The 25,046-nt window shown below is 51.2% G+C and carries 20 protein-coding genes; 10 read left to right on the forward strand and 10 right to left on the reverse strand.

All coding sequences use genetic code 11. The annotated features are described in order from the left end of the window. Window positions 1–98: 98 nt before the first annotated feature. From EFB08_RS07945 to EFB08_RS07955, 3 genes are all read right to left on the reverse strand, one after another. Complete coding sequence (locus tag EFB08_RS07945) at window positions 99–482, reverse strand: ankyrin repeat domain-containing protein (protein ID WP_123126421.1); 384 nt, start codon at window positions 480–482, stop codon at window positions 99–101. A 91-nt stretch (window positions 483–573) separates the two neighbouring features. Continuing rightward, the gene (locus tag EFB08_RS23325; protein WP_125077680.1) at window positions 574–909 is read right to left on the reverse strand and encodes a hypothetical protein; all 336 of its coding nucleotides are present in this window, start codon (window positions 907–909) and stop codon (window positions 574–576) included. 363 nt (window positions 910–1,272) lie between these two features. Continuing rightward, complete coding sequence (locus EFB08_RS07955) at window positions 1,273–1,680, reverse strand: hypothetical protein (RefSeq protein ID WP_123126423.1); 408 nt, start codon at window positions 1,678–1,680, stop codon at window positions 1,273–1,275. 209 nt (window positions 1,681–1,889) lie between these two features. On the opposite strand from EFB08_RS07955, the gene EFB08_RS07960 reads away from it, so the two are divergent. From EFB08_RS07960 to EFB08_RS07985, 6 genes are all read left to right on the forward strand, one after another. After that, window positions 1,890–2,660 carry an FkbM family methyltransferase gene (locus EFB08_RS07960; RefSeq protein WP_123126424.1) on the forward strand — a complete coding sequence of 257 codons (771 nt, stop codon included), beginning with the start codon at window positions 1,890–1,892 and terminating at the stop codon, window positions 2,658–2,660. Further along, window positions 2,660–2,962, forward strand: a complete 303-nt coding sequence (locus tag EFB08_RS07965) for a DUF4834 family protein (protein WP_123126425.1) — start codon at window positions 2,660–2,662, stop codon at window positions 2,960–2,962. The genes EFB08_RS07960 and EFB08_RS07965 overlap by 1 nt, the downstream gene beginning before the upstream one ends. Window positions 2,963–3,021: 59 nt before the next feature. Beyond that, window positions 3,022–5,439, forward strand: coding sequence for a YfhO family protein (locus EFB08_RS07970; RefSeq protein ID WP_123126426.1), 2,418 nt, complete (start codon window positions 3,022–3,024; stop codon window positions 5,437–5,439). Between the two features lie 120 nt (window positions 5,440–5,559). Next, window positions 5,560–6,363 carry a cation transporter gene (locus EFB08_RS07975; RefSeq protein ID WP_123126427.1) on the forward strand — a complete coding sequence of 268 codons (804 nt, stop codon included), beginning with the start codon at window positions 5,560–5,562 and terminating at the stop codon, window positions 6,361–6,363. 9 nt (window positions 6,364–6,372) lie between these two features. Next, window positions 6,373–7,353, forward strand: a complete 981-nt coding sequence (locus EFB08_RS07980) for a 1-aminocyclopropane-1-carboxylate deaminase/D-cysteine desulfhydrase (RefSeq protein ID WP_123126428.1) — start codon at window positions 6,373–6,375, stop codon at window positions 7,351–7,353. Between the two features lie 48 nt (window positions 7,354–7,401). Further along, a complete protein-coding gene (locus EFB08_RS07985; protein ID WP_123126725.1) occupies window positions 7,402–8,040 on the forward strand; it encodes a DUF4230 domain-containing protein in 639 nt (212 codons plus the stop codon). Window positions 8,041–8,139: 99 nt separating this feature from the next. Here EFB08_RS07985 and EFB08_RS07990 read toward each other — a convergent pair whose 3' ends face one another. Beyond that, entirely contained in the window at window positions 8,140–8,625 is a 486-nt protein-coding gene (locus EFB08_RS07990) for a regulatory protein RecX (RefSeq protein WP_123126429.1), read from the reverse strand. A 108-nt stretch (window positions 8,626–8,733) separates the two neighbouring features. On the opposite strand from EFB08_RS07990, the gene EFB08_RS07995 reads away from it, so the two are divergent. The 3 genes from EFB08_RS07995 to gloA2 all read left to right on the forward strand — a co-directional run bounded on the left by EFB08_RS07995 (window position 8,734) and on the right by gloA2 (window position 12,951). Then, entirely contained in the window at window positions 8,734–9,657 is a 924-nt protein-coding gene (locus EFB08_RS07995; RefSeq protein WP_262707471.1) for a DMT family transporter, read from the forward strand. Window positions 9,658–9,852: 195 nt separating this feature from the next. Next, a complete protein-coding gene (locus EFB08_RS08005) occupies window positions 9,853–12,492 on the forward strand; it encodes a DUF5686 and carboxypeptidase regulatory-like domain-containing protein (RefSeq protein ID WP_123126431.1) in 2,640 nt (879 codons plus the stop codon). Window positions 12,493–12,561: 69 nt separating this feature from the next. Beyond that, a complete protein-coding gene (gene gloA2, locus EFB08_RS08010) occupies window positions 12,562–12,951 on the forward strand; it encodes an SMU1112c/YaeR family gloxylase I-like metalloprotein (RefSeq protein WP_123126727.1) in 390 nt (129 codons plus the stop codon). Between the two features lie 106 nt (window positions 12,952–13,057). Here gloA2 and EFB08_RS08015 read toward each other — a convergent pair whose 3' ends face one another. The 6 genes from EFB08_RS08015 to EFB08_RS08045 form a co-directional block, all read right to left on the reverse strand. Next, window positions 13,058–13,426: a hypothetical protein gene (locus EFB08_RS08015; RefSeq protein ID WP_123126432.1), complete on the reverse strand. Its 369-nt coding sequence runs from the start codon at window positions 13,424–13,426 to the stop codon at window positions 13,058–13,060. 206 nt (window positions 13,427–13,632) lie between these two features. Then, a complete protein-coding gene (locus EFB08_RS08020; protein WP_123126433.1) occupies window positions 13,633–15,150 on the reverse strand; it encodes a RagB/SusD family nutrient uptake outer membrane protein in 1,518 nt (505 codons plus the stop codon). Between the two features lie 12 nt (window positions 15,151–15,162). After that, the gene (locus EFB08_RS08025) at window positions 15,163–18,234 is read right to left on the reverse strand and encodes a SusC/RagA family TonB-linked outer membrane protein (RefSeq protein WP_123126434.1); all 3,072 of its coding nucleotides are present in this window, start codon (window positions 18,232–18,234) and stop codon (window positions 15,163–15,165) included. Window positions 18,235–19,081: 847 nt separating this feature from the next. After that, window positions 19,082–20,407, reverse strand: a complete 1,326-nt coding sequence (locus tag EFB08_RS08030; protein ID WP_123126435.1) for a glycoside hydrolase 5 family protein — start codon at window positions 20,405–20,407, stop codon at window positions 19,082–19,084. A 289-nt stretch (window positions 20,408–20,696) separates the two neighbouring features. Further along, window positions 20,697–21,161, reverse strand: a complete 465-nt coding sequence (locus EFB08_RS08040) for a hypothetical protein (protein WP_123126437.1) — start codon at window positions 21,159–21,161, stop codon at window positions 20,697–20,699. Window positions 21,162–21,239: 78 nt separating this feature from the next. Further along, entirely contained in the window at window positions 21,240–22,145 is a 906-nt protein-coding gene (locus EFB08_RS08045) for an EamA family transporter (protein ID WP_227006262.1), read from the reverse strand. A gap of 247 nt (window positions 22,146–22,392) precedes the next feature. On the opposite strand from EFB08_RS08045, the gene EFB08_RS08050 reads away from it, so the two are divergent. Further along, window positions 22,393–24,864: a bifunctional UDP-N-acetylmuramoyl-tripeptide:D-alanyl-D-alanine ligase/alanine racemase gene (locus EFB08_RS08050; protein WP_123126438.1), complete on the forward strand. Its 2,472-nt coding sequence runs from the start codon at window positions 22,393–22,395 to the stop codon at window positions 24,862–24,864. Window positions 24,865–25,046 lie beyond the last annotated feature (182 nt).

A 25,046-nucleotide genomic window follows, 5' to 3' on the forward strand; every position in this document is an offset into this window, starting at 1 on the left:
CTATTATTCATTCGGGTGTTGCCTACCAACCGGATTTTAAAAGATTTTCCGCCTGATTTTATTGACTTTTAACAGAGTTCATGTTAGCGCCTGTTTTTTTAAAAGTACTGCCTAACATTATAGTTGCTAATGGTGTTTGCCAACTCTTCAGGACTTATTCCTCTTATGTTTTTCTCGTATCTGTCAGCCCCGTTTTTCAAAAGCAACTTAATGAATTCGCCTCTTCCGTTCGAAGCGAAAGTCGCTCTCCATAAAACGTTATTTCCAAAGTTGTCTTTAGCATTTATGTCGGCGCTTCTTGATATTAGTTCCTGTCCGATTTCAACTGCTAAGTATTGAGCCGCATAATGCAGGAGTGTCCATCCTTTTCCGTCTTTGGAGTTTAAATCGGTTGGGTTCTTCTCCAGTATTTCAGAAAACTCTTGGCTGTCATTTTTCACTATACAGGACACCAGCTTTTCAAATACTGAATTCTTCTTCATATGCGATTCTTCTATTTTTTACTTGGTGCTAACGGACTTGGCTATGCGGCGGTATAACTGCCGTATAGCCAAGTCCGTTAGCAGTTAATATTTAATCACCAGACAGGTAAAACCAACCATTCCCCAAATCTATGTCCTCATATATTTCATAGGGACTTATTGACTTATATTCCTCAATACCAACTCCCTTTGGGGTCTTTAAGAAACCCTTCAAACCATCGGGGGAACCTCTAAACGTGTAAAACAAAATTGCTTTACCAGAATCCATATTATCTATAGATACTTCTCCACCTCCAACAGAAAGGTATGTATATTCGGAGGGTAGCTCAAGGGTATTCTGGTTTGGTTTTATCTCAACCTTGCTAGCAAAGTCAGCTGCTTTTTCATAGTCGTTTCTAAACAGAAAGAAGCCCACCCTGTTACGCATGTAATTCAGTGGTAAAATAATTATTATAACCAAGCACGCAATGCCAATCAGCACGGGCATAAACGTGTTACTGTATTTGCTCCTATTCTTTACCCAAAAGGTCAAAGATGAAATCAGGGTAATCGTAAAAAATATGACAAGGCTGAATAAAAGAAAGGCAAAGAAAAAATTAAACATACTCCAAAGCATATTGCTGAACAAGATAGCTAGGAAAAGAAGCGTTGAGCTTATCAATGACAACTTGAAAACCTCTGTTCTCTTAATGTTATACATAAAAATATAGTTTTCTGCTAACGTACTGGGCTAAACGACGGGCGAGGCCATCGGCCGAGACTGACGTTTAGGTGTTGTTGTAGCAAGTTTTTATTTTTTATAATCTACGACATAATCCTTGACAGATTCTGGGAGCTTGGGGTGACTTAAAAGCGTACCGTAAATTTCCTCTACTTTTCTTCCTGCTATTTCTGTTTGACCAGTGTTTTCGATTCTTCTAACCATCGCTACTCCCAAAAGGGAAGGCTGTCTAAGTAAAGAATCAATTAACTCCTGTTCGTAGCCATCGAGGTGTTCAAGGCCATGTACTATTGACCATAAAACACCTGCTCCATCTTCTTCCGGAAAGCGCTCTAACACATTTAATAAGGTGCGTATTCCGTTTTCTGGATTGTTACTTTCCAGTAGTTCCCCAATCAAGTCGTCCAACTCCAACCAGTCATCATCAATTGGTTCAAAAGAATTGATATCGGTTAAAATGTCTTCTATTTCTCTCATATAAATTTGCTACAACTACCGGATAAACGGAACCCCTACGGTTATTAGCCATATAGCTATCCTTAAACATACGGTTTATTGTCTCAATCAACAGATAACCGTAACTGGACTGCCGAATATACTATATAGTTTTCTAGTAGTATTCTTCCGTTTCCTGCCTCCTTTCCCAAAATCAGGGACTAAACGCACCCCTTTGTTTTCTCCCCCAGATGGCAGAACTTTACCGCGTGAAACTTCTCCGCAAATTATTGGTCAAGGCGCTCGGGTTTGAGGGCTACCTCAGGCTGGTCAGCCGGATGTACATCATCATGGTGGGTTCGGGCCGGGGCCGTGAAAAGTACCCAGAGCTGTTCTTCCTGCGCAAAATCATCCGTCCGGGGGCTACCTGTATAGACATCGGCGCGAATTTGGGCTACTATTCCACTTTCCTGTCCAGGCTGGCAGGACCGAATGGTAAAGTGCTGGCCGTGGAGCCGGTGCCGCTGTTTGGCCGCATCTGGCGAGACAACGTGCGGGCTAGCGGGGTAGACAACCTCACGCTCCTGCCTTTTGCGTTGGGCAGCGAGAACACCACCATTGAAATGGGCACCCCTGTACGCGATGGCTTGGTGCACCACGGCATGACCAAAATCGCGAGCTCAGCCAAAGAAGACTACGCCCAGACGTACCAGGTAGAAATGCGCGTGCCAGATGAGCTTTTCGCTGATTTGGATCGGCTGGATTTCATCAAATGCGACGTGGAGGGCTATGAACACCAGGTGTTTGCGAACCTGCAGGAAACTATAAAGAAGTTTAGGCCGTTGATTCAGACAGAGTTGAACGGAGAAGAAAACCGCCGCGCCGTGGTGGAGATTTTAACCCGTTTAGGGTACGGCGTGTACACGCTAACTCATAAACAGACGTTATCTGCCTGTAGCCCGCAGGAGATAGACCAATACCAGGGCGGCGATTTTTATTTCAAACCAAACCCTAACGCCTAGTGAAATTTTTTTTGATCATACTGGCAGTGATGTTTCTGATGCGGTATTTGATGCCGTACATCATCCGCTTTCTTCTTAAAACGTTTGTTCAGAAACAGATGCGCAAGGCCCAGGAGTACGCGGCCTTCCAGGGGCAGCCACAACCGCAGCAAGCCTATCACCAGCAATACCAGCAACAGAGCCGGAGCCAGACTTCTTCTGGGGGCGGCAGAGTGAAGGTAGCCTACGTGCCCGATGACAAGCGGCCGCCCCGCAAAGACTTCCCTGGTGGCGAGTACGTAGATTATGAAGAAGTGAAATAAACTGAGTATCTTTCAAGCCCGATGCCCCGCATCGGGCTTTTTTATTGCAATTAAACCTCATGGCCTCTTCTAAAATCGATTTCAACCGCCACGTGTTGCCGCACCTGCTGGTGCTTCTGTTTTTTGTGCTGCTCATAGTAGCCTATTTCTCGCCTATTTTCTTTGACGGCAAAACCCTCATGCAGCACGATGTGGTGCAGTTCCAGGGCGGTGCCAAAGAGATCGCCGATTTCAGGGAGCGTACCGGTGAGGAAGCCCTCTGGACCAACTCCATGTTCAGCGGCATGCCCGCCTACCTCATCAGCGTGCAGTTCTCCGGAGACCTTTTCCAGTACGTGCACACGCTTTTCACCGTGGGTTTGCCGTTGGTAGCCTCTAACATTTTCATCACGCTGGTGTGCGCTTACATCATGTTTGTGGTGTTTGGCCTTCGGCCGATGTTGGCAGCGGTAGGAGCTGTCGCTTACGCGTTCGTGTCGTACAACTTCGCCATCCTGGAGGCTGGGCACAACACCAAATCATTGGCCATTGCCTATTTGCCGCTGGTGCTGGCCGGGCTCTGGTACGCTTACCGCAAAAACCTGTGGTTGGGGGCCGCTTTGTTTGCCTTCGGGTTGACCATGCACATTCGCATGAACCACTTGCAGATCACCTATTACCTGCTTTTCATCGTGCTCATCTTCGGGCTGGTAGAAATGATCACCTGGGCCAAAGAAGGCCGCATTGCTGATTTCTTCAAACGGACTCTTATCCTGGCCATCGGCGCAGCCTTAGCTGCCGGCGTTAGTTTCGGAAGAATTTACACCACCGCTGAGTACGGCAAATACTCCATCCGGGGCGCTTCTGAACTGACCCAGGGCAAAGACGCTTCAGAGCTGGGATCGGGTCTGGACCGCGAATACGCTTTCCAGTGGAGCTACGGCGTAGGGGAGACCATGACTTTGTTGGTGCCTAACTTCTACGGCGGGGCCTCACAAGGCCCTCTGGAGAAAGATTCTGAAACTTACAAACAACTAGCCCAGGGCGGTGTGCCTGAATCACAGTTACAGAATGCCACCATGCCGTTCTATTGGGGAGACCAGTCCTTCGTGGGTGGGCCGGTGTACATGGGGGCTATCATCTGCTTCTTGTTTGTGCTGGGCCTACTGGTAACGCCGCGCCGCCTCTGGATCTGGCTTTTAAGCGCTACCATTTTGTCCTTTGTGCTCAGTTGGGGCAAAAACTTTGAGGCCTTCAACTACTTCATGTTCGATTACTTCCCGGGGTACAACAAGTTCAGGGCCGTAAGTATGGCGTTGGTCATTGCGCAGGTGACCATGGTGCTGTTGGCTATTCTGGCTTTGTGCCGCGTGCTTCAGAACGAGCCGGTAGAGAACCTCCAGAAGAAACTGTTCACTGCGCTGGGAATCACTGGCGGACTCTGTCTGCTATTGGTGCTCTTCAGTGGCATGTTTGATTATGTGGGCGCGGTAGATGAGCAATTGGCCCAGTATCAGTATCCAATCCAGGCCATCCGGGAAGACCGTGAATCAATGCTGCGGGGCGATGCTTTGCGCTCCCTGATCTTCATTGTGCTGGCTGCCGGAACGCTCTACCTCTACATCAAACGGAAAGTGACTTCGTTCATGGCCACCGCCGTGATCGGGCTCCTGATCCTGGTGGATCTCTGGACCGTAGACAAGCGCTACCTTAACAACGACGATTTCCAGCAAGATTACAGCAAAACCTACTTCCAGCCAACCCCCGCTGACCTAGCCATTCTGCAAGACAAGCAACTGCACTACCGGGTGTTCAATGTGCCCAATGCCTTCGGCGATGCCCGTACGTCTTACTTCCACAAATCTATTGGCGGGTACCATGGGGCCAAGCTGCGCCGCTACCAGGATGTCATTGAACAGCACATCGCGCAAGGCAACGTGCAGGTTTTGAACATGCTGAACGCTAAATACGCCATCACCGGCGATGAGAAACAACCCGTACAGCTGATTCCGGGGTACTTAGGCAATGCCTGGTACGTGGATGAAGTACGCGCCGTGAGCTCTCCAGATGAAGAAATTGCCGCCCTTAAAGGCATTGACGCCAAGCACGAGGCCATTGTAGACGTCTCTAAATTCCCCGACATCAAACCGCAGACTTATACCACCAGCGGCTCTGTCATTTCTCTGGTAGAATATCAGCCTAACTACCTCAAGTACGTGGCGAATGCGGCCCAGCCTGGCCCGGTAGTCTTCTCTGAGATTTACTACAAAGACGGCTGGCAAGCGTACATTGACGGCAAACCGGTAGACCATTTCCGGGTGAACTACATTCTGCGTGCCATGAATGTGCCAGCAGGGAACCACGCCATTGAGTTCAAGTTTGAACCGAAGGAATACAGCCTGGGCAACACTGTAGCCTTGATTTCGTCGCTCCTGCTGTTTGCCGGATTGATCGGGGCCGTGGTGTACGGGGTTCGCCGGAGACCAGTAGCGGTTTAATCGAGATCATTTTTGCAAGCTTCCGCTTAGGGGCTGTTTCTTTGAAAACAGCCCCTAAGCGGAAGCTTCTTTTTTGCCTTCGGCTATATTGCTCCGGCCTCGTAAACCGTTATAAAGCCTATGCAGAAATCAACCTTCTATATCGCGCAAATGGACTGCGCCTCCGAGGAGCAGATGGTCAGGATGAAGCTAAGAGGACAGCAAACCGTGAAGCAACTGGCCTTTGACCTGGCTGCCCGGCAAGTAGACATCTGGCATAGCGGTGAGGTACGGCCTATTTCCTCCGCGCTGTCTACCCTAGGCCTGGGTGCCCGCTTGCTCAACACAGAATACCAGGACAAAGCAGCAACGAAGGAGAAAACATCCACCGGAAGCGAGCGGAAGCTGTTGCTCCTGGTGCTTGGCATCAACGCGGCTTTCTTCCTGCTTGAGATCACGACGGGTTTTCTGGCCAAGTCCATGGGCTTGATCGCTGATTCGCTGGACATGCTCGCCGATGCCCTGGTCTATGGCCTTAGTCTATGGGCCGTAGGCAGTACCCTTTCGCGACAGAAGAACATTGCAAAACTAAGCGGTTACTTTCAGTTGGGGTTAGCCGTGTTGGGCTTCGCCGAAGTGGTGCGCCGATTTTTAGGAGCCGAGGCTCTGCCCGATTTCTGGACCATGATTGGGGTTTCTGCTTTCGCCCTGATAGGCAATTCTGTTTCTTTGTACCTGCTGCAGAAATCGCAAAGCAAAGGAGCCCACATGAAAGCCAGTATGATTTTTACCTCCAACGATGTCATCGCTAACCTGGGTGTGATCCTGGCGGGGGTGCTGGTTTATTTCACCCATTCGGCCCTGCCCGATCTGGTAATTGGTGTTCTGGTCTTTTTGTTGGTAGCCCGCGGTGCCTTCCGGATTCTGAGTCTGGCTAAATCGTAGTTTCAACCCGTGCCCGAAGTCTCTCCCCTGCAACCGCTCACTGACCCGCTGCTGACCCAAAAAGGAGTGGCATTGTCTATCCTACGGGAGGATTTGCTACACCCCGGCATTCCTGGCAACAAGTGGCGCAAACTCAAATACAACCTGCAAGAGGCCCGGGAGAAAGAATGTGAGACGCTGGTCACCTTCGGAGGGGCTTTCTCTAACCACATTGCCGCCGTTGCTGCTGCCGGGCAGGAGTTTGGCTTCGCTACCATCGGGTACATCAGGGGCGAGGAGACCTTGCCGCTCAACCCCACGCTGGAACTCGCCACCCGCCACGGCATGCAGCTCCGGTATCTCTCCCGCACCGATTATCGCCTCCGGCATGAACCGCATTTTCAGGCCGAAATCCTGAAAAAGGCCCCAAAACCATACTTCCTCCCTGAGGGCGGGACTAACCTGCTGGCCGTGAAAGGCTGCACCGAAATCGTGTCTGAATTGACGGAGCCCTGGGATGTCCTCTGCGTAGCAGCCGGAACCGGCGGAACCATGGCCGGCATGGTAGCAGGCGCGGCTGGCCAGGGAAAGGTAATCGGGTTTCCGGCCTTAAAAGGAGGGGCGTTTCTGCAGAAAGAGGTAACAGAACTGGTGCAGGAATACAGTGGTCAAACCTACCAGAACTGGGCACTCCAGACCGAGTACCATTTCGGCGGCTACGCCAGACACACCCCGGAGCTGCTTTCGTTTATCCAGCAATTTTACCAAAGCCATGGTATTCTGCTGGACCCGGTGTACACCGGCAAGATGCTCTATGGCGTGTTTGACCTGATCAGGCAAGACTATTTTCCCAAAGGCACTCGGTTGGTGGCGGTGCATACGGGCGGCCAGCAAGGATGGACCGGGTACGCTCAGCGGTATGGGTTGGCTTGGCCATTACCTGAGTTGGTAAAGTCGGATGTCGCTTTTGGGTTTACTTTTCTGAAAACATGCCAAAATCGCAGGAGGTAACTTTCGGTGCGGTTTTCGCATATAGCAACCTACATCAATTCTTCATCCATGCGATTCCTATTTTTGCTCCGTAAGTTTATCCCGTGGCTCCTGATTTTTGTGGTGGCAGCCTTGGCTTGGCGCTTTTTGCTGATGCCGGTCAAAAACTTTCTGAACCCGGAGAAGGAACCGACCGTGGAAGTGACCCACAACACCATTCTCACCAGGATTGAGGAAATAGGCAAACTGGAACTGGTGCGTTACAACTTCAAAGATGTGGTGGAATACAAAAAGGAGGTTTCGCAGTTCTTGCCCGATTCTAAAGTAGCCTTGATTGTAGGGGGCGAGGCGGTGGGCTGTATTGACCTGCAGAAACTACAGGAAAGCGATTTGCAGTTCATCGGGGATTCTGTGTTGCACGTGAGTTTGCCCGCGCCGGAAATCTGCTACTACAGAATAGACCACACGCAGTCCAAGGTTTTCGGGAAGGAGAACACCTATTTCAAGGATGCTGAGTTGGTGGACGAAGGCTACAAGTACGCCGAGGAAAACGTGAAACAGGCGGCGCTCAACAGCGGGATTCTACAACAGACATCCGTTAACGCAGAAAAGGTGTTGAAACCGATGCTGGAGAACATGACCGGGCGCAAGGTGTACCTGATGCCCCGTCAAACCATGTCCCCACCGCCGGTGCCGAAAAAACGATAGAAGTAAAAGTCCTGGCAATAAATGCAGTTTCAAGCCAAGGAGCTTTTGGGGCGTTTTTCGGGAAATAGCTTTGAATCAGGTCCCGGGCGGGCACATCGTTTACCCAAGCCCCAATTCCCGCCAGGCATCCTGAATCAGGTCCAGTTCATAGCCTTTGCTTTGCAGGAAATATTGAATTTTCTGCCGACGGGCCAAAGGGTTGCGCTCGCCTTCGGTTTTGTTTTTCTTCTCCAGCAGGTGCAGCAGGTTTTCCCAGTACACATCGGGGTCAATTTCCTGGAGGCCTTTCCTGATGCAAAAGTCAGAGATGCCTTTGGCTTTGAGGCCCATCTGGATTTTGCGGCGGCCCCAGCGTTTTAGGCCGTACTTGCCCCGCACGAAAGATTGGGCGTAGCGTTCCTCGTCCAGCAGTTTTTCCTGCGTCAAGAGAATCACCAGTTCATCGGCCTCGTCTAAATCCAGCCCATAGTCCAGCAGCTTGGCACGCACCTCATTCTGGGTGCGTTCCTGGTAGGCGCAGTAGGAGGCAATCTTGGGCAGCGCCTCTTTCTTGGTGTAGACTTTCTTTTTCTTGGGCTGGAACACTGGTCTATTTTTTAGGTGGAAATACCGCCGAAGGCTTACTCTATAAACCAAAAGTAGGTAAAAACAGTTTGCCGAAACCGCGTTTAAGGGCCCGAAAATCAAAAAGCGATGCAAAATGCTACCGCTAAAACCCCGACCTTTGCAGCTTCATTTTTACCGCTTCCCGCCATGACCAAAGGGGTTCAGTACATGCTGCTTTCCACGTTCTTCTTCGCCCTCATGAATGTGTGCGTGAAGTTCCTGTCGCATTTGCCGCCCATGGAGGTGGTGCTGTTTCGGTCGGTGATTTCGCTGATTCTGAGTTACGGCATGATTCGGCAGGCCGGGGTCTCGCCTTGGGGCAACCGGAAACCTATTCTGGTGATGCGCGGACTGGCAGGCGGCTTCTCGTTGCTCATGTTCTATACCACGCTGCAGAATATTCCGCTGGCGGGGGCGGTGACCATTCAGTACCTGGCGCCCATTTTCACCGCCTTGCTGGGCGTGTTCATCGCCAAGGAGAAAGTGGCGCCGTGGCAGTGGGTGTGTTTCCTTATTTCCTTCTCGGGGGTGTTGGTGATTGAGGGTGTGGACACGCGTATTTCATTGTACTACCTGCTCATTGGCATCGGGAGTGCATTTCTGTCTGGGGTAGCGTACAATTCCGTCAGGAAACTAAGTGAGACCGAGCATCCGCTGGTCATTGTCTTTTACTTCCCGCTGGTGTCCTTGCCGCTTTCGCTGGTGTTCTGCCTGTTTGATTGGGTGCCGTTGCGAGGGAATGACTGGCTGTGGCTTTGCCTCACGGGGGTTCTCACGCAGTTGGGCCAGTATTTCATGACCCGTTCTTACCAGATTGAGAAACTGGCGCGGGTGGCTAACCTCAACTACATAGGTATTCTGTATGCGCTGGCGCTGGGATTCGTGTTTTTCGGGGAGAGTTTCAATGTGTATGCCTATTTAGGCATTGCATTGGTATTGCTGGGCGTGGTGTTGAACATGCAGTACAGCAGGAGATTACGGAAACTGGAAGCGGCGCAGGCAACCTCCTGATCGTTTTAGGTATCTTTTCTGTGAAACAGGCCCGAAACGGCCTGCGGCTTTTGCTTCCATCGGTATCTTCTCGCTACCTTTAACATTGCTTCCTTGCCCTGCCGATAAAGCAGGGAAAGGCGTGATATTAAGCTTCTTGAATATACGTATGCGATAGCGGAAACCTCCTTCGTTATACAGTCAAACCTTTTGCTCATGTTTTCCTTGTTCCCGCGTCTGTTTTCCCTAAGGGTCAGAACCCTTGCCTTGGTACTTTGCCTTTGTCTTCTAAGTGCGTGGGCCGAGGCGGGCATCCTGAAGGGGAAAGTGACTGATGAGAAAGGAGCAGGACTGGCTTTCGCGACGGTGTATCTACAGGGCTCCACGGTGGGTTCCACCACCAACGAGCAGGGAGATTACCAGTTCAACGTGGAGCCAGGCAAACATACGGTGGTGTTTCAATACGTGGGCTACAAAAGCCAGACCAGGGTTTTGGAAGTGCCGGAAGAAGAAAAGCCCACGCCCATTGTGCTCAATGTGCAACTCCTGCCCGATGTTTATAACCTGAACGAGGTGCGGGTGAGCCTCAGTGGTAAAAATCCGGCGTACGGCATCATGGAGCAGGTCATCGCCCGGCGGGATTACCACCTGAAGGAAGTGCAGGCCTACACCGCGCAGGTGTATGTGAAAGGGTTGCAGCGCCTCCTGAACGTGCCCAAGCGCGTACTGGGCATTATAAAGGTACCGGCCGGGTTGAAACCGGGAATCCTGTACCTTTCTGAGTCTGTCTCGGAGATGAGTTTCATGCAACCGGGCAAGTACCGCGAGCGGATGATTTCCTCCAAAGTAAGCGGCAATAGCCGGGCCTTCAGTTACAACCAAGCCTCAGAGTTCAACGTCAATTTCTACCAGAACTTGGTGAAAGCCAAAGGGGTGAACGAGCGTGGTTTCGTCTCGCCGCTGGCCAATAACGCCATGTTCTTCTATAAATATGAGCTGGTAGGCAGCAGTCAGAACAACGGCCACCTCATCCACCGCATCAAGGTCATTCCCAAACGGAAGAGCGACCCAGTGGTCACCGGTTACCTGTACATCGTAGACGGCTCCTGGCGGCTGCAGAGCCTGAACCTGTACGTGACCAAAGACCAGCAGATTGAGTTCGTGGACACCCTACGCATCACGCAGCAATTCACGCCCGCGCCCGGCAATGTGTGGGTTCTGCAATCGCAGAAATTCACCTTCGACCTGGAGGGGTACGGCTTTAAGGGCAACGGCTATTTTACGGCCGTTTACAGTAAATACCGCGTAAAACCCGCCCCCTTTGTAAAACAAGCCCCGGCTCCAGTTCCGGTTGCCCCTGAGATTGCGGCACCTGTCCTACCTCAGCCCGTGGCGGCGGCCAAACCCGTTGCCAAACTTACCCGAAAAGAGCGCCGGGCCCAGCGCGATGCTCCCCCGGTGAACGGCGTGCCCGAGGCCGATTACTTCAAGAAAAAGGAGGTGCTGCTCATTGAGAAAGAAGCCAACACCCGCGACAGTTCCTACTGGGCCGAGATGCGGCCCGTGCCCCTAACTGAGGAAGAGGTAGTGGATTACCACACCAAAGACAGCCTGCAGGTCATCAAGGAATCGAAGCCCTATAAAGATTCGCTGGACCGGAAGAACAACAAATTCAGTGTGTCAGCCCTGCTGCTGTCGGGCTACTCTTACCGGAATTCGTTTGAGCGCACCGAGTTCAGCCTGGAGCCCGTCACCCGCATCTGGCAGTACAACACTGTGGAGGGTCTGGTGGCTAACCTGCGCCTGGAATACACCAAACGGTTCGAGGACCGCCGTCGCTACACCATCGCCCCCACCCTTCGGTACGGGTTCAGCAACGAGAAAGCCCAAGCCAAGATCATGGGTTCTTATAACTATGACCCGGTGAGGCGCCGTTCCGTAGGGTTTGAAGGCGGAAAGTTCGTGAGCCAGTTCAATGCGGCAGAGCCGATTACACCTTTTGTAAACACGGTGTACACCCTGCTGCTGAAGGAAAATTACCAAAAGCTGTACCAACGAGACTTCCTGCGCCTGTGGCATAACCGCGAGCTGGTGAACGGGCTGGCGGCCACGTTTCTGGTAGACTATGCCCAGCGCGAGATGCTCTTCAACACCACCGATTACGTGGTGCGTGACCGCACTTCCCGGGTGTTTACGCCAAACGAGCCCCAAAACGCCGAAGTCGTTTTTACCGCTTTCCCGCGTAACCAGGCGCTCACCGCGGCCGTCACGCTGGCTTACCGGCCCGGTTCTGAGTACATCTCGCACCCAGACCGTAAAATCAACCTCGGCTCCAAGTGGCCTACCTTTGATTTGTATTACCGAAAAGGAATATCCAGCGTGCTGGGTAGTGACGTGGATTATGATTTCGTGTCGTTGGGCGTGAGCGATGACCTGGAAATGGGGCTGGTGGGAACCAGTAGCTACTCGGCGAGCATCGGGACGTTTTGGCGGAAGAAGCAGCTGTACTTCATGGATTTCCGGCATTTCTCCGGCAACCGCACCATTCTATCCGGTGATTTCAGCGGCTTCCAGTTGTTGGATTACTACCGCTTCAGTACCCAGAAAACCTACGTGGAGGCCCATTACAGCCATCATTTCAACGGCTTCATCCTGAACAAGCTTCCGCTTATCCGCAAACTGAAGTGGCAGGAAGTGGGCAGCGTGAACTATCTCCACACCGATGCCGCTGGCCATTACCTGGAACTGGGCGTGGGGCTGGAGCATCTGTTCAAGGTTTTCAGGGTAGATTTTGTGACTGGCTTTCAGGAGCGCCAGAAAGTAAGCTCCGGCATCCGGATTGGGTACGGTTTCTAGAAAATGGCCTGATTTCCGCTACCTGGAGGCCGCATGTTTCACCACAAGCACAATGCGTACCTTTGCTACATGATTCAACTGAAAAGCATTCACCACATAGCCGTCATCTGCACCAATTACCCCGTTTCCAAAGCTTTTTACACCCAGGTGCTGGGCCTTACCCTGCAGCAGGAAATCTACCGGGCCGAGCGCAATTCCTACAAGGCAGACCTTGCTTTGAACGGACACTACGTGCTGGAGCTGTTCTCTTTCCCCGATGTGCCTGCCCGCCTGTCTTTCCCCGAGGCTGCCGGACTGCGCCACCTGGCTTTTGCTGTGGAAAACGTAGAGACTTCCCGCCAGGAATTGTTGCAGCAGGGAGTGGAGGTACAGGAAATAAGGGTAGATGAGCCCACCGGCAAACGCTTCTGCTTCTTCTCTGACCCAGACGGATTGCCGCTGGAGTTGTATGAGGGGTAAGTTTTCCGTTTAGGGCTCATTTTCTGAAAGCAGGGCTAAATCGGGCGTTAAAAACAATCCTGCAACTACAACTGCAGGTTCTTTTCCTTTACAGGTTCTTCAAAAGCTATAATGTGGAAATGGAAATCAGGGCTTCTTTCTGGGCTGGGTTCAGATCTGAGATTCTAGGATAAGGAGTTACTTCTCTCAAAGTCAGTTGGTAGGTTTTGGTCCCTAGTGAGATCTTTGCCATTTCGCCTAAAGATAAGGTTTGAGAGACACTTTCCCCCGTGGAATCCTGCAACTGCACTTGCGCCACGGCAACTCCGGCCCAGATGCATAAGACATCTTTCGGGCAGCGGCTATCCTCTATTTTCTGGAGTGTTAAGGTAAGATTCTGGATAGAGACAGGTTGCTGCCAGGAAAGCGCATAAGAAGGGCAGGGTTGCAAAGGAGTAAACGGCGGGATAGAGGCCTCCTGTTGGGGCGCACGCATCCTCCTAGAAGGAGAATAATCAGAAAAACAAACCTGCTTTTGCGTTTCATGGCTACTTTTTAAAGGGGAGGCGATTCTACCAGGTCTATTGATAAGAGTCTGTAACCCGGGCAAAGGTTGCTTAGGGCTTGCGAAGGAAGAATAAAAGAAAAGGCCCACCAGATTCCTGGTAGGCCTTTTCTTTTAAGTAAAAACCGGTTTGTTGCTTAGTACCCTCCTGGATTTTGGGTTAAGCCGGCCGTTCTTACGTCTTCCCCTGGGATAGGCAGCAAATTGTGTTTGCCTTCTTTGTACCCCAATGGACCGAGTTCCTGCGCAGCTAGTCCCCAGCGTACCAGGTCTACGTAGCGGAAGCCTTCAAACGCGAGCTCCAGTTGACGCTCTTTCACAATGGCATCAAACAAGGCAGTGCCGCTGGCGGTGACTGGAGTTAGTTCAGACCGTTGTCTTACCATGTTCAGGTACTCACGGGACTTAACTTCGTTGCCGGCCCGGTAATAGGCTTCTGCCGCCATCAGGAGCACGTCTGCATACCTAATCATGCGCCAGTTAGTACCGTAGTTCAACTCAGACACCGGTCCGCCGGTCTGAGTGCTGAACGTGCCGTATCTTCTCTGGAAATATCCCTCATAGTCATAAGCGGTGGGGTTGGTCCATTTGCCGCCCATGGCTTTCAGTTCTGCTTCAGACATGACGGTGGCGTTCTTGCGCTCTACATCTCCGGCGGCCTCAAAGGCTTGGTATAGCTTGGCTTTGGGAGAGTTAAAGCCCCAGCCTCCGATGAGGGAATCTGAAGGTGCCTTGGTGTAGAAGTCACTTCTTGGTCCCATCAACTGAAGGTGGATGTTGCTTTCAGGCTGAGCGCCCCAAGGGAAGTTCCCCCAGTCGTAGCTTTGGGTTTTGGTGTAGGAAATTTCAAACACAGACTCCTTGCCGAATTCACCGGCCTCAGAAAACGCCTTGCCCACAGAAGATTCCAGTTGAAACTGGTTTGAGGAGATCACCGTTTCAAACTGCGTGGCTGCATCTGCCCATTTCTTCTGATAGAGCAGCGCTTTTCCTAGCAGTGCCTGAGCCGTTCCTTTAGAAACCCTGAATCTGTCACCGCCGGTAAGGGCTGTTTTCAGGGGAAGGTCTGGCATGGCTTCCTGCAAATCTTTTTCAATCTGGGCGTAAATAACCGTTGTGGCGGCTCTGCCAGTAGTGCTCCACTGTTCAATTGGAATGTCACCGGTTACCAATGGAACATCGCCCCAAAGAGAAACCAGTTCAAAGTAGTTGAATGCCCTCAGGACCTTAGCCTCGGCAATCAGCCTTTTCCGCAGGTCGGTTTCGGGCTGAACGTTGTTGATGACTTTATTAGCGCGGTAGATGGCGCTGTAAGTTAGGCGCCAGGCCCACTTTACGGCGTCATTCTCGCTGTCAAAGTTGAAGTCGTCCAGGGTTTGGTAAGCCGGTTGGTCACCAGGCCCGCTACCAGCGGCGTTGCTTTCATCTGACGGCATTAATTTCACCAAGTAGATACTGCTCCAGGCGGTGTTATAATGGGCCTGCATGATGTCATAAATGGCAGTAGTTGCCTGGAGGGCATCGGCATCGGTTTTGTAGAACTCCTGCTCAGAAAGCTTTCCAGGAACCTCCTGGTCTAAGAAGTCCTTACAGCCCGAACTCATGGCCATTAAGGCTAAGCTGAATGCTGCAATCTTTATATAATTCTTCTTCATGGATTGAGTTGCTTAAAAGTTAAAGTTTAAACCAAACATGGCTAATCTTGGAACTGGGTAAGTTCCGCGGTCAATGCCTAAGCTGTTGGCGTTGTTGCTTCCTGCTTCTGGGTCAAGACCTGGGTAGTCAGTGAAGGTGAAATAGTTGTCAAGAGATACATACACCCGGGCGTTCTTCACTCTGAACTTGCTTGTAAGGGCATTTGGCAGAGTATAACCCAACTGCAACTGACGAACGCGGGCATAAGAACCGTCAAATACCATCAGGTCACTGTTGTACACATAGGCGTTGGTGGTGCTGGCAGCGAAACCGGTGTTGGTGCTACCGGCTCCGGTCCAACGGTCTTCATAGAAGAAAGCTGGTTTGTTGGCAGTAGGGCGGTCTGTGCGGCTAAAGCCCAGAATTACATCGTTTCCTAACTGACCCTGTACGAAGGCTAATAAATCAAATCCTTTGTAGGCCAGGTTCACACGAGCCCCGAAGATTACGTCTGGGTGCGGGTTCCCGATCATGTCATAATCTGCGGGAGAAATCTGCTTGTCACCATTGGTGTCTACCACGATAGGGTCGCCTGGTTTAGGGTTGTAGCCGGTGATACCGGTAGAAGTCAGGTAAGCGCTGATTTCCTCTGGCGTCTGGAAGATACCCGCGGTTTTATAGCCTCTCAGGAACCAGATAGGATAGCCTTCTTTGAAAACGGTAGCAGACCAACCAGTACCCACACTTGCTCCTGGGATTTCGTTCACGTTAGGATCAAGGAAAGTTACCTTATTTTTGATGGTGGTGATGTTTCCAGAAACTTCGTATTGGAAAGCTTCAGCGGCGTCATTACGATAGCCTAATTCAAACTCCCAGCCTTTGTTTTGCACGTTTCCACCGTTCACGAACGGGAGCGAGGCACCTACGAAGCCTGGAGCTACACCTGGGGTGATAAGGTCAATAGTTTTCTTGTCGAAATAGTCGGCGGTGAAGGTCAGGCGGTTGTTGAACATGCCAACGTCTACCCCAAAGTCTAACTGCTCACTGGTTTCCCAGGTAAGATCAGGGTTTGCCAGGGTAGTAGGGGCGGCACCCACCAGGTATTCACCGGAAGCATCTGGATAACGGCCGGTAACTGCTACCGCCGCTAGCCAATCCCCGATGCGGGAACTTGAAAGAGAGCCGTTCTGGCCCCAGCTAGCCCGCAACTTCAATTGGTTTACCTTGGTCTCAGGGAAGAAGTCTTCGTTAGACACAACCCAGCCCAAAGACAAAGAAGGGAAAGTACCCCAAGCCTTGTCAGGCGCAAACAGAGAAGAGCCGTCTCTTCTTACGGTGGCGTTTAACAGGTATTTTCCGGCAAAGTCATAAGAAAGTCTGCCGTAGTAAGAGGCCAGGGTGCTCACATTGGAGTTACTGCCAATTCTGTCCAGGGCATCTGGGGTAGTGTCTGCGTAAGAGAACTTATCTTCCTCTTTGAAGAGGCCAGAGTAGCTACCGCCAATGTAGTTCCACATCCGTTTCACGGCAGAAGTACCGGCCAATAACGTGAAGCCATGGTCTCCTACTTGTTTCTGGAAAGTAGCGAAATTTTCCCACTGCAGGTTAAACCAGTTGTTCTGAGAGTCTGAACCGTTCGCCACGGTGTTCAAGCTTTCGCTGGAGAACCAGAACGTAGGCGTCCAGCCGTGCTGGCGTTGGAAGGCTCCGTCAATCCCGAAACGTGACGTGAACTTAAGGCCTTTGATTGGCTCGATGTCGGCGTACACGTTACCCACTACTTTGTTTTGGGTAGTCTGGCCTCTGGCCAAAGCAATTCTGGCCAATGGGTTGCCGTACTCACCTCTGATAAAGTTAGAGATACCATAATAGTTGCCGTTTTCGTCACGCACCAACGGATGACCTGCATTGATGGCGCTTGTCACGTGGGCGGGAAGGGCACCGGTATAGATAACCGGGGTCAAAGGATCCAGCGAAAGGGCGCTGCTGATTAATCCACCAAATTCATCGTTTTCGGCTAGGCCTCTCCGCTTGAAGTGGGAGTAAGAGAATCTTTCGCCAATGTTCAGCCATTCCTTGATCTTGTGGTCTGAGTTGATGCGCACGGTGTAACGGTCAAATCTGGCTTTGTCGCCACCCAGAATACCTGCCTGGGTGAAGTAGTTGCCGCTCACCAGGAAGCTTGATTTTTCAGAGCCACCGCTAAAGCTGATAGAGTGGTGTTGTTGCGGAGCCGATTGGAAGGCTTCCTCGAACCAGTTGGTGCCTGCACCTGCTGCTGCGGCCTCGGCAGCAGTTGGTCTTCCTGGGCTGTTAGATTCCTCCAGGTACTGCTGGTACTGCTGCGGGTTCATCATTGGCATCAATTCCCCAACAGATTGTCTGCCATATTGGAAGCTGTAGGCAACTTCTGAGGTGTTCACTTTACCGGTTTTGGTAGTGATGATCACAACTCCGTTGGCACCTTCTGCTCCGTAAATGGCCGCTGAAGCTGCATCTTTCAGCACTTCAATAGAGGCGATTTCTGACGGATCCAGGAACTCAATTCCACCGGCTCTAACTCCGTCTACAATGTAAAGAGGTTCTGAAGAGGCGTTTGATCCCGTCCCTCTCACGCGTACCCGCATACCGCTGCCCGGCGAGCCGGAAGCTGGCAATACCGTTACGCCCGCCGTGCGGCCCTGAAGCGCCTGTTCAACGCGGCTGGAAGATACCGTGGCTATTTCAGCGGCTTTCACTGAGGAGATGGCGCCTGTTACCAAGCTCTTCTGCTGTGTGCCGTACCCTACTACCACAACTTCTTCCAGTGCTTGTTGGTCTTCCTGCAAACCTACGTCAATGGTGGTGCGTCCATTGATAGAGATTTCCTGGTTCACGAACCCGATGTAGCTGATCACTAAAGTGGAGGCATTGGCAGGAGCCTGAAGCTGGTATCTGCCGTCTACGTCAGTGGTGGTACCGGCTGTAGTACCTTTTACTACCACGCTCACGCCTGGTAGGGCTTCACCACTTCGGCCGGAGGTAACCCGACCGGTGATTGTGGTTTGAGCAAACGCCACGCTACTTATAAGTAGTAGCAGAAAAGTGAGTAGTTTGTTCTTCATAAAATGCGGTTTTGTTAAAAAGAATCTGGTTTTAGAGTTCGAATATAGAGATTTGTTAAATATTGAGCTTGAAACCTACTACATCACAACTACATCAGGAAGCCTACAGGAGTACATCAGGATTACATCAAACAGGTAAAAAGAAGCTTCTAGGGCTTTTTTATGGGGTTTTGCTAAGTTTTGATGCTTTAAAATATTTTTTTGTCAACCTCTGCGACTTTTGTAAGTGTAATGTTGACATTTTTATATTTTTATAAAGTGAAGAATAGGTTTTTGCCCACCAATGCTGTAATGAATTTGCTTTGTTCCAGTATATCAGCCTTAGGGTAGAAATACATCAAAGGCAATCTTTACACTGGTGGATAAGTATAGGAAAATGGTGGTCAAGCTGAGTTTAAGAGAGGAGAAAGGAGCGGGTTTGATTGGTAAGTAATTGAAAGTAAGTTAATTTGTTTAAAGGTGCTTTGTGGATGAGGGTGCAAATCCTATGCTTTCTCCAAAAGGAAAGAAGGAGGGGTATGCATAAAAGAGCCTTCCAATTGCTACTTCTTCTATTTAGAAAGGAGGGCTGAAGAGAACTAGTATCTTACCCGGAACAGCCTTTCTCCCTAGAGCTGGAGTCTAGAGATAGAGTGGTTTCTAGATAAAATTGGCAAACGAAGGGTTGTATAAGGTGATTTAACAAATGAACCCCTACTTCAAATCAAAAAGTCCCTTGGGTATTTGGCCTGTTTCCATTAAAACACGCCAAATACCCAGAGGACTTCAGGTTGATGCAAAAAAAACTTGGCTATAAATCCTCGTTTTCAGCCTTTAATTCAGAAAACAGGCTGAAAGCAGCTAGTCTCTACTTCTTTACAAAGAAAGGAGCGTTGGCAGTGGCTACGTTGTTCTTGCCATCATATGCATAGACAAACAACCGGTAAGCGCCTTCTTTTTCCGGAGCTTTAATTGTTGCCTGACCTTTGCCGCCATCTTGTACAAGCCCTGAAATGGCTCCGGGTCTTGCTTCAGCGTCACCGCCTTCCTTGAGGTCGGTGCTTTCTGGGAGTAACTCCCACCGGTAGGTGAGGGCGTCCTGGTCTGGGTCAGTGACCTGGGTCTGAATAGGGTAGCTTTGGTTGGGTTTCAGGTAGATGTTGTCGGTGGCTTTCTTGCCATCCAGGTGAAGGTAACTCAGATGCGGGGCACGGTTCTGGGGCCACTTTCCTGACCACAGGTAGTGCATCACGTCTACTACTTCAGACTCCTCGCCCTGTTCGGTGAACAGGCCGTACCAGGTGGGCGTTCTTTCCTGTTTCTGTCCCCACAGGAACACGTAAGAACCCAGGCAACGCTCGCTGTCTTTTTTCATGGTAGCCTCATAGCGGCTGCGGTACACAGCGGCTTTCTCAGAACTGGTTTCTTCTACCGAAGCTTTCCAAGGCGTTTGCGGACCTTCCCAATGGCCAGTTGGACCCCATTCCGTAATCATGTAAGCGCCTTCCCAACCAAACTCCCTAACCCTATCCGGAATAGAGGGTAAATCGCCGTATGCATTGATGGACAACAGGTCTATTGCCGGTGCCTGCGCTTTGATGTAGTCCACCTCTTTTTTGTTCAGCCCCGCCAGCATGGTACTGGCCGGATGGTTAGGGTCCACTTTATGAATCATCTTGGCGATGTCATTCACGGCATCCCACACTTTGGGGTTGGAGTAACTCAGGTTCAGTTCATTCCCGATGCCCCACACCAGCAAGGCCGGATGGTCTTTGTACTTCATCACCTCTTCGCGAAGCTTGGCTAGTTGTTTGGCTACAGCTTCGGTGTTGTTGTAGTCAAAGCCATGCCGCTCGCGGGCCACGTCCAAACCCAAAGTCACGGTTAAGCCCCGCTTGTGCGCCTCGTCCAGGGTTTGCTGGGCATTGTGGGTACTCCAGGTTCTGATGGAATTGCCGCCGTACGCTGCCAGTTGATCGAGATATCGGTTTCCGCCGGCTCCTTTGATGAAGTAAGGCTTTCCGCCTCGGTATAACTGAAAACGGCCGTTCTCTTTTCGCAGCTCAACTTTTACGGTCTTCACCGAAGCTTCAGGAGTCTGGGTAGCGGTAGCTTGAAAATTGTCCTGGGCGCAGGATACAGGGAGGGCAGCAACAGAAAGGAAAAGCAGGCTTCTAAGCAGAGGCTTCTTCATTAAATGAAAGGTTTTGGGTGGCAGGTATAGGTGGGTTTGTGGGTGCTGAAATTATCAATTTTTGCTTTACAGTAAAGAGGTGAGAAATAAAATACTTCTGAAAAAGGGAAAAGGCATTCTCCAGCTTTAGCTTGTTCTTTTTAGGGCCTAAGGTATGCTTTCTGATTTGGGATTGTTTTTGGGAAAGGAGCAGGAAAGCAGAACTCCTGGTTTTATGGATAGGAAATCTCTTCAAAAAAGAAAACCCGCAGTATGTGCGGGTTTTCTTTTTTGAAGAACAGACGTGAACTTACAACGCCTGCACCGAGACCATGGCTTTCTTCTCACTGGGAGAAGGGTTTTTAAGATCAGGGTACGGTTGTACGTCGCTCAAAATTAGTTGATAAGGCTTGTTGCCGAGTTGTACCACCACCGTGTCGGCTTCCCGGAAACCACGATTATCAGGAGCAGGCAATGGGCCTCCCAAATAAAGACGTTGGTTCGTTTTTAGCCCATTCGCATCTTGTACCTCAAGCGTGGCCGTTGCTACCCCATACCAGAAACAGGTCGCCTCTTTGGGGCATCGGCTGTCTTCTATTTTCTGCAGGTTCACCAACAAGCCTCCAATGGGCGTGGGTTTGTTCACCGTCAGGATGGTGGCGCCTTTGGTGCGGGCTTGCACTATGGCTTCCTCTTCCTCCGGCGAGATCAGGTCTGGACGGGCGCAGCCAAAAGCCAGTGCCAAAAGGAACAGAGGGAAGAGTTTACTTTTCATCTTGATGCTGATTTTGGTTTGGTCTTGCTTTTATAAGAAGAGCCCCAAAGCCACCCAAACGTTGCACACGCGCGAAAATTAAGCGGTGACCGGAGTTTCCTTTTTCTTCCCGATGGGCAGGTTGTACAGCACCACCGAGGCAAAGATAACCGCATACGCAATCACCTTCTGCTGGCTGGCCACTTCCCCGAAGTACAGGAATGCCATGGTGAAGTTTATAATCGGGTTCAGGTACATGAGTACGCCTACCGTGGCAGATTTCAGTTCTTTGAGCGCATACAGGTTCAGAAACAGAGGAATCACCGTGAACAGCCAGCTCAGCAGCACAATCTGTCCCACAAAATGGCCCGTGATAGGCTGCGCGTCTTCGCCCACAAACCACGGGTAGCTCGGCCCTATGAAGGTGAACGCCAACAGCAACTGCAAGGTGAGCAGCACAATCTTGTCATAGTCCTTGAGCAGCCGCTGGGTGATGAGGTAAAATGCGTAGGAAGCGGCAATAAGTAAACTGAACAGTAGGTTGTAGACAGAATCAGTACCCACCAGAAGGCAGCTCATCAAGCTCAGGCCCACCGATACCCATTGGTTCACCCGCAGGTGCTCATGCAAAATCAGGAACCCGAGCGCTGCCGTCAAGATAGGGCACAACAGGTAAGAAAAAGAGCCCGTCTGGATGTCTACGTGGTTCACCACATAAATAAAGGCCAGCCAGTTGATAGTAAGTAAAGCACCGCCCATGAGCGTGAACAAAATGAACCGACGCTTAAGGATTGGGCTCTGTCCTTTGTACGTGGCAAACGTTTGGCGCCACTGCTCCCGGCGGGTGGTGCCAGAAACAACCAGCAGCGTCAGGACAGAAATCAGGATTCTGAAATACAAAATCTGGCTACTTGGGGATGCGGTTAAAGCTTTAAGCGGAAACGGAATAAATCCCCAGATGAGAAAGGCGCTGATGGCAGCAATATGGTAACGACTAAATTTCACAACAATTTTTTTAAGGGACACAAAGGTAGAAGTTGCCGCGCGTACTGCCTAATTAGCAGCTGTTTCTGCCTTTAATCGTGTGTCGTGCCCAGGAAAACCGCTCCTCTGATTCACGTGCAGGCTATTTTTGACCGCCTTTTCCGAAAACAATGTTAAAAATGCTTCTTACGGCTTAGGGCCTGCTTTCTTAGGGCAAGGTGTGGTAGTATTTCTTCTGTTGTATATTTGATTAACAGATAACCGCATCATGTTTACTTTTAAAGAGATTGCCCAGGTGACGGGAGGCATGTTGGTACAATGCAACGCAACCTACCCCGTACAGCACCTGCTCACCGATAGCCGTAAAATTGCCAATGCCGTTTCCTCGGTGTTTTTCGCCATTCGGGGCGAATTCCATGACGGGCACCAATACATTCCGGAGCTCTACGCGGCCGGTGTGCGGCAGTTTGTGGTGGAAGACGCCTCTGGAGTCATGGACTTGTCCGCCCTACCTGAAGCCAATGTGCTGCTGGTAAGTGACAGCATTCAGGCCATGCAGCGGCTGGCCGCTTATCACCGCCGCAAGTTCTCTATTCCGGTCATCGGTGTCACGGGCAGCAACGGCAAAACCATTGTGAAAGAGTGGCTGGCGCAGTTATTAAGCGTTTCTGAGCGGGTAGTGAAAAGCCCCCGAAGCTATAATTCCCAGATTGGCGTGCCGCTCTCGGTGTGGCAAATCAATGAAAGCCATACCATCGGCGTTTTCGAGGCCGGAATCTCCAAACCAGGTGAAATGGAGCATCTGGCCAGCGTGCTGCAACCTACCATCGGTGTGTTCACCAACCTTGGTCCGGCGCATGACGAAGGTTTCTCTTCGTCCGCCCAAAAGCTGGAAGAAAAGCTGAAGCTCTTTGACCACGTCACCCAGCTTATTTACTGTGCCGACCAGAAAACCGTGGCCGAGGCAACCCAAGCCACAGGCTTGCCCGGTTTTGCCTGGAGCACCCATGAACATCCCTCGGCGCAGGTGCAGCTCAAAGTGCTGGAAATGCACCACGGCAAAACCAAAATCCGGTTCCGGTTCGATGGCAAAGGCCAGGACTTCACCCTGCCTTTCGCCGATGAGGCGTCGCTGGAAAATGCGCTGCATTGCCTGGCCGTCTTGCTGTACTTGGGCGTAAAACCCGAAGAATTACCTAGTCGCTTCGAGCGCCTGCATCCCGTGGCCATGCGTCTGGAGCGCAAAGAAGCTATCAACGGCTGCTACGTCATTGACGATACCTACAATAATGATCTGGCTGGTCTACGCATCGCGCTGGACGTGCTGGGACAGCAAGCCCGCCGGGGCCGGAAAACCCTGATTGTCTCTGATCTGCTGGAAGCTGGGGTGGAAGAAACCACCCTCTACCAACAGGTGGCGCAGGAAATCACCTCCCGGGGCGTGGACCGCGTCATCGGGATTGGCGACATCATCACCCGACACCAGGACCTGTTCCCCGCCGGCAGCGAGTTCTACCTCGGCACCGATTCTTTTCTGGGGCAACTCCGCTCCGAGACGTTCCGGCAGGAAACCATCCTGGTGAAAGGCGCGCGGGTGTTCCAGTTCGAGAAGATTGTGGCCGCCCTGCAGCAGCAAATACACGGCACCAAATTGGAAGTGAACCTGGATGCCTTGGTGCACAACCTCAACTACTACCGCACCAAAGTACCGGCTCAGGTCAAGATCATGGTCATGGTGAAAGCCTTTGCCTATGGGGCAGGTGCCTACGAGATTGCCAACCTGCTCCAGTTCCACCGGGTAGATTACCTGGCCGTGGCGTACGCCGATGAAGGCATTGCCCTGCGGGAGCACGGCATCACGTTGCCCATCATGGTCATGAACCCCAGCCCAGACAGCTTCCTGAAAATGCGGCAGTACAGCCTGGAACCCGAAATTTATTCCCCAGACCTGCTGCATCGGTTTTTAGACTACTTTCCTAAAAAGAGCTCCAAAACGCCCCGCATTCACCTCAAGCTGGATACCGGCATGCACCGCCTCGGCTTTAGCCCTTCTGAACTGGATGAAGCTTTGGAGGTGCTGGACCATGTGCCCCACGTGCGGGTGCAAAGCGTTTTCAGTCACCTGGCTGGCGCCGATGAAGCGGTATACAATGATTTTTCCCACGCCCAGATTGCACAGTTCAAACAAATGGCCACGCGGGTAGAGCAGGCGCTGGGCTATGCTGTGACAAAACACATTCTCAACTCAGCGGGCATCGTGCGCTTTGGCGAAGAAGCTGCCTTTGACATGGTACGCTTAGGTATTGGTTTGTACGGCGTAGAATCTTCGGGGCAGGAGCAGGGCAATCTGCAGACCGTGGGCCAGTTGAAAACCACCGTTTCGCAGGTGAAATCTATAAAAGCGGGCGAAACCGTAGGCTACAGTCGCCGTGGCATCGCTGATACTGATAAACAAACCGCTACCATCGCCATTGGCTATGCTGATGGCTATGACCGCCGGTTCGGGAACGGGGTAGGTGAGGTGCTCATCAACGGGCAACGAGCTCCCATCATCGGGAACGTGTGCATGGACATGTGCATGGTAGACGTGACGGGTCTTGACGTACAGGCCGGCGATGAAGTGCTGGTATTTGGCGAAGGGCTGCCGCTGACTGAACTGGCTTCCCGCATCGGTACCATTCCGTATGAACTGCTCACCAACGTCAGCACGCGGGTGAAGCGGGTATTCTTTAATGAATAGCGTTTAGGGGCTGTTTTTATAAAAACGGACCTAAACTACTTTGTCGGCTTTGATCCGAAGTTGATAAAAGAACTCACAGGTGAAGGCTAGGTTGGTAACCAGAAACAAAAACGCCACTGAAGTTCAGTGGCGTTTTCTATGATAAAGGGTTAGTCTTTCTTCTTGACACAATTAGGCACTTT

Origin of the sequence: Rufibacter latericius (genome assembly GCF_003721515.1) — a bacterium.
GTDB lineage: Bacteria > Bacteroidota > Bacteroidia > Cytophagales > Hymenobacteraceae > Nibribacter > Nibribacter latericius.

Coding starts and splice junctions, on each gene's coding strand:
- EFB08_RS07945 (WP_123126421.1), bottom strand. CDS start 482: ATGAAGAAGAATTCAGTATTTGAAAAGCTGGTGTCCTGTATAGTGAAA.
- EFB08_RS07960 (WP_123126424.1), top strand. CDS start 1,890: ATGGCAGAACTTTACCGCGTGAAACTTCTCCGCAAATTATTGGTCAAG.
- EFB08_RS07975 (WP_123126427.1), top strand. CDS start 5,560: ATGCAGAAATCAACCTTCTATATCGCGCAAATGGACTGCGCCTCCGAG.
- EFB08_RS08020 (WP_123126433.1), bottom strand. CDS start 15,150: ATGAAGAAGAATTATATAAAGATTGCAGCATTCAGCTTAGCCTTAATG.
- gloA2 (WP_123126727.1), top strand. CDS start 12,562: ATGATTCAACTGAAAAGCATTCACCACATAGCCGTCATCTGCACCAAT.
- EFB08_RS07955 (WP_123126423.1), bottom strand. CDS start 1,680: ATGAGAGAAATAGAAGACATTTTAACCGATATCAATTCTTTTGAACCA.
- EFB08_RS08015 (WP_123126432.1), bottom strand. CDS start 13,426: ATGCGTGCGCCCCAACAGGAGGCCTCTATCCCGCCGTTTACTCCTTTG.
- EFB08_RS07985 (WP_123126725.1), top strand. CDS start 7,402: ATGCGATTCCTATTTTTGCTCCGTAAGTTTATCCCGTGGCTCCTGATT.
- EFB08_RS08030 (WP_123126435.1), bottom strand. CDS start 20,407: ATGAAGAAGCCTCTGCTTAGAAGCCTGCTTTTCCTTTCTGTTGCTGCC.
- EFB08_RS08040 (WP_123126437.1), bottom strand. CDS start 21,161: ATGAAAAGTAAACTCTTCCCTCTGTTCCTTTTGGCACTGGCTTTTGGC.
- EFB08_RS08050 (WP_123126438.1), top strand. CDS start 22,393: ATGTTTACTTTTAAAGAGATTGCCCAGGTGACGGGAGGCATGTTGGTA.
- EFB08_RS07995 (WP_262707471.1), top strand. CDS start 8,734: ATGCAAAATGCTACCGCTAAAACCCCGACCTTTGCAGCTTCATTTTTA.
- EFB08_RS08025 (WP_123126434.1), bottom strand. CDS start 18,234: ATGAAGAACAAACTACTCACTTTTCTGCTACTACTTATAAGTAGCGTG.
- EFB08_RS07970 (WP_123126426.1), top strand. CDS start 3,022: ATGGCCTCTTCTAAAATCGATTTCAACCGCCACGTGTTGCCGCACCTG.
- EFB08_RS08005 (WP_123126431.1), top strand. CDS start 9,853: ATGTTTTCCTTGTTCCCGCGTCTGTTTTCCCTAAGGGTCAGAACCCTT.
- EFB08_RS23325 (WP_125077680.1), bottom strand. CDS start 909: ATGCGTAACAGGGTGGGCTTCTTTCTGTTTAGAAACGACTATGAAAAA.